The sequence below is a fragment of the Actinomycetota bacterium genome (genome assembly GCA_005774595.1).
Lineage (GTDB): Bacteria > Actinomycetota > Coriobacteriia > Anaerosomatales > D1FN1-002 > D1FN1-002.
Genome location: VAUM01000141.1, coordinates 1 through 4671, shown reverse-complemented (window position 1 = coordinate 4671; position 4671 = coordinate 1). Strand labels below are relative to the sequence as shown.

The following is a 4671-nucleotide window of genomic DNA, read 5'->3' as shown; positions in this document are numbered from 1 at the left end:
CAGCTCACCGCGTCGCTCGAGATCCTCGAGGTCAAAGGCCAGCGCGTGGCGGTGGCGCCCGCCACCGTCGAGGAGTACGTGGACTCGGCGAGCGTGGTCGCGCACCACATCGTCGAGGACCTCGGGCACCGGGTCGCGTTCGCGATCGTGCGCATGGGCGACCGCACGCACGTGGTCGGGCGGTCCAGGATCGCCGAGGTGGACGTGGGCGCGGTGCTCACGCGGCTGGGCGGCGGCGGTCACCCGCAGGCCGCATCCGCCGCGCTCAAGGACGTCACGCCCGAGGAGGCGGCGAAGGCGCTCACCGAGGCGCTCGAGGCCGAGTTGCGCCCGCCCGTGACGGCGGCCGACATCATGTCCGCCCCGGTCCGCACGGTCACGCCGGAGCAGACGATGCGCGAGGCGGCCGAGATCATGGGCCGCTGGGGGCACGGCGGGCTTCCCGTGGTCGAGAAGGGGAGGATCGCGGGCCTGGTGACGCGCAAGGACGTCGACAAGGCGGTCCGCCACCGCCTCGACCACGCGCCCGTCTCCGGCTTCATGGCGCGCGACATCGTCACCGTCACGCCCGACATGGGGCTCGCGGACCTCGAGCGGCTGCTCGCTCGCGAGGGCATCGGCCGCGTGCCGGTCCTCGAGGGCAGGCGCGTGGCCGGGATCGTCACGCGCAAGGACCTCCTGCGCGCCGAGCACGGCGAGCACTACCTCGACCGCGCCGTGCCGACCGCGCGGGCCGAGTCGTCGCGGCGCTTCCTGCAGTCGGTCGACTCGCTCCTGCCCGCGGACGTGCGCGACGCGCTGCGCGCGATCGGGGCGCTGGCCGAGACGCGGGGCCTGCGCGCCCACGTGGTCGGCGGGTTCGTGCGCGACATGCTCCTTGGACGGCGCAACCTCGACGTGGACGTGGTCGTCGAGGGCGACGGCGTCGCATTCGCCGAGGAGGCCGCCGCCAGGCTCGGCGGGCGCGTGAAGGTGCACCGAAGGTTCGGCACCGCGGTGCTCGTGCTGTCCAAGACGCTGCACGTCGACATCACGAGCGCGCGCAGCGAGTACTACACGCGCCCCGGCGCTCTGCCAACCGTGGAGCGCTCGTCGCTTCGGCAGGACCTCTTCCGGCGCGACTTCACGATCAACGCGATGGCGGTCGAGCTCGACCCGGCCACGTTCGGCCAGGTCACGGATCCTTTCGGCGGCCTGCGGGACCTCGAGCGCGGTGTGGTGCGGGTGCTGCACTCGCTGTCGTTCGTCGAGGACCCCACCCGCGTGCTGCGGTGCGCGCGCTTCGCCGAGCGCTACGGCTTCGACGTCGAGCCGACCACGCTTCAGCTCGCCCGCGAGGCGATCGAGATGCGGATGCTCGACGAGGTGTCGGGCGCGCGCCTGCGCGAGGAGATGCTCGACATCCTCGACGAGGACGGCTGCGCGAAGGCGCTCGAGCGCCTCGACACGCTCGGGGCGATGGCGCTGCTCGTTCCTGAGGGCTGCGCGCCGGCGGCCGCAGTGAAGACGGTCGGGGCGACCGAGCGCGCGCTGAAGCGCCTCGCGCCGCTGATGGGCCGGGTCCCGCGCAGGCGCACCACGCTGGCGGTGGCCGTGACGCACGGAGCCACGCGCGCCGCCGCGGAGCGCTGGCTGCGCTCCTTGCGCTTCGGCCGCGAGTACGGCGAGGGCGTGCTCGTCGCCGCCGAGCGGGGCGGCGCGGCGCTGCGCTCGCTGTCGGACCGGCGGGGGATGCGCGACAGCCGCCTGCGCGCGGCGCTGCACGCGATGCCTGCCGAGACGCTCGTCTACCTGTGGGCCGTCGGGGGCAAGCCCGCGCGCGAGCGCATCGAGCGCTACCTGCGCGTCGTCGCGCCGGTGAAGGCCGCCGTGACCGGCGACGACCTGCTCGCGCTCGGCTACCGTCCGTCCGCGGCCTTCGCTGGTATACTCGCGCAGGCCCTGGCCGACCGGCTGGACGGACGAGCCGTGGGCCGCACCGCCGAGCTCGCGAACCTCAAGCGCATCGCCGAGCGCACACTCGGCCGCCCCTCCTAGCGAAGGACCGCATCCGCGTGATCGACCTGCTCGAGAAGTTCGGGGTATTCCTGCTGCTCGTGCCCGCCATCGTGCTGCACGAGGTGAGCCACGGCTACGTCGCGTACTTGCTCGGCGACCCGACGGCCAAGAACGCCGGCCGCCTGTCGCTGAACCCGCTCAAGCACGTCGACCCGTTCGGGACGGTCATCCTCCCGCTGCTGATGACGCTGATGTTCGGGTTCGGCATCGGGTACGCCAAGCCCGTGCCCGTCAACCCGATGTACTTCGCCGACCGCCGTCGCGGGATGTTCTTCACCGGCATCGCCGGGCCCGCGACCAACCTCGCGCTCGCGGTCGCCGCCGGTCTGGCGTTCCGCGCCGGGCAGTTCCCGGCAGCGCTGCTCGGGGAGGACATCGGCGGCTTCGTGCTCCTGGCCATCTACGACTTCGCGATGGTCAACCTCGTGCTGATGGCGTTCAACCTCATCCCGCTGCCGCCGCTCGACGGCTCGCGCGTGCTGCCGCTGTTCCTGTCGGACCGCGCGATGCGGACCTACGCGCAGTGGGAGCGGTACGGTTTCCTCATCCTGTTCGGGCTGCTCTTCTTCGCGCCGCGGTTCCTCGGGTTCGATCCGCTGCACGTGTACATGGAGTGGACCGTCGTGCCGCTGATGAGGCTGCTCACGGGTGTGGCCGCGTAGGTCTCAACGAGAGGGGAGTCGTGTCGATGACACAGGCCGAGGAGAACGCGACCGTCGAGGACGTGCCGGCGCCGGCGGAGCCGGGGGCCGTGGCCGGGCCGAAGCCGGTCAAGGACCGGGTCGCGCGTCGCTGGCTGGTCGTGCTGACGGTCTTGGTGGCGCTGTTGCTGGCCGCGCAGTGCTGCGGTGTCGCGTCGATCGTGGTGGACTACGGCTTCTTCGACGAGATGATGCGCAGTCAGGACGAGAGCAGCGATGAGTCGGCGAGCATCGAGCGCGACATCCGGACGGCGTACGGGACCGACGTCGAGTCGGTCAGCGTGCGGAGCGTGAAGGTCTCGTACGGCGCGCCGTTCCCGTTCTCGATGGCCGACGGGTCAAACGAGCGGGCGTACGCGGTCGAATACCGCATCCGAGGCATCGACGTGACTTGCGCGAACGTCATGCCCGACGCCTCGATGGGCATGCCCGTGCCCGGACTGGTGCCTCCGAAGAGCGCGATGTCGGACCGCATGGAAGCCGCGCAGTTCAAGGTCCTGCTCGCGGCGTACGGCAAGGTGTCCGACGCGCCGTTCGGCGGCTTGGCTCGCTACACGTCTGACTCCATGATGATGGACAGCGGGTCCCTGCCGGCCACGCTGACGATCGGCGACGAGGGCTACGCGACGTCGAGGCTGTGGTCCGTGGTCGAGGGCCGACACGTCGAGGGCGATTCGTTCGACGCCGGCGGGGATGTCGGCGTGCAGGCGGCGATCTTCTACGAGGATCCGGAAGCCGGCACCTTCGAGTACCTCGGCACCGAGCCATACCAGGGGTTCATCGGCTGGTGAGGCGCCGCCCGCACCCTGCGCTATCATGAACCGCACCCGACCCCGCCTGAGGAGCCTCGTTTCGGCATGACACGCAAGCGCATACTCACCGGCTACCGCCCCACGGGCAAGCTCCACCTCGGCCACTGGTTCGGCAACCTGCAGAACATGCTGGCGTTCCAGGACGAGTACGACGCGTACTACTTCGTCGCCGACTGGCACGCGATGACCTCGATGTGGGCCGACACGCACGAGATCCGGCGCTTCACGGAAGAGCAGGTCCTCGACTGGCTGGCGGCCGGCCTCGACCCGGAGAAGTGCACCATCTACCGCCAGTCCGACGTGCCCGAGGTCGCCGAGCTCACGCTGTACTTCTCGATGGTCACGCCGATGCCGTGGCTCGAGCGCGTGCCGTCCTACAAGGAGCAGCGCGAGCAGATCACCGACAAGGATCTGGGCAACGTCGGGTTCTTCCTCTACCCGCTGCTGCAGGCCGCCGACATCGCCATCGTGCTGGCCGACGCAGTGCCGGTGGGCGAGGACCAGCTGCCGCACCTCGAACTGACGCGCGAGGTCGTGCGGCGGTTCAACTCGGCGTACGGAGGCGGCGCCGACGGCACCGGCTACCTCGTCGAGCCGCAGGCCATCGTGCCCAAGGAGGGCGCGCGCGTGCCGGGCACCGACGGCCGGAAGATGAGCAAGTCGTACGGCAACGCCATCTACATCGCGGACACGCCCGAGGAGATCACCGCGAAGGTGCACGCGATGGTCACGGACCCGGCACGCAAGCTCAAGACCGACCCTGGTGACCCGGACATCTGCCCGCTGCACGCCATCCACAAGCTCGTGTCGCCCGACGCGGCCGAGATAGCGCAGTGGGACGCGTGCTGCCGGATCGCTGAGTGCGGCTGTGTGGCACACAAGACCAAGATGGCCGAGGACCTCGTGGTGTACCTCGCGGACTTCCGCGGGAGGCGTGAAGCGCTGGCCGCGAGGCCCGGCTACGCGTGGGAGGTGCTCGAGGCCGGCGCCGCCAAGGCGCGCCCGGTCACGCGTGGCGTGGTCGACGAGTGCCGCCGTCTCGTGCATGTCGAGCGCGACGAGTAGGACGGCCCGCAGGCGATGGCGTACAAGGTCTCGGT

General features: G+C 70.9%; 4 protein-coding genes. 3 read left to right on the top strand and 1 reads right to left on the bottom strand.

The window, feature by feature from the left end:
• On the top strand, positions 1-2037 hold a 2037-nt coding region (locus FDZ70_06540; GenBank protein ID TLM76520.1), incomplete at its 5' end, for a CBS domain-containing protein.
• 17 nt (positions 2038-2054) lie between these two features.
• On the top strand, positions 2055-2720 hold the full coding sequence (locus FDZ70_06535) for a site-2 protease family protein (GenBank protein TLM76519.1): 666 nt from the start codon (positions 2055-2057) through the stop codon (positions 2718-2720).
• 528 nt (positions 2721-3248) lie between these two features.
• On the opposite strand, the gene FDZ70_06530 is transcribed toward FDZ70_06535, so the two are convergent.
• Positions 3249-3527, bottom strand: a complete 279-nt coding sequence (locus FDZ70_06530) for a hypothetical protein (protein ID TLM76521.1) — start codon at positions 3525-3527, stop codon at positions 3249-3251.
• A gap of 89 nt (positions 3528-3616) precedes the next feature.
• On the opposite strand from FDZ70_06530, the gene trpS reads away from it, so the two are divergent.
• Positions 3617-4636: a tryptophan--tRNA ligase gene (trpS, locus tag FDZ70_06525; GenBank protein TLM76518.1), complete on the top strand. Its 1020-nt coding sequence runs from the start codon at positions 3617-3619 to the stop codon at positions 4634-4636.
• Positions 4637-4671: the final 35 nt, after the last annotated feature.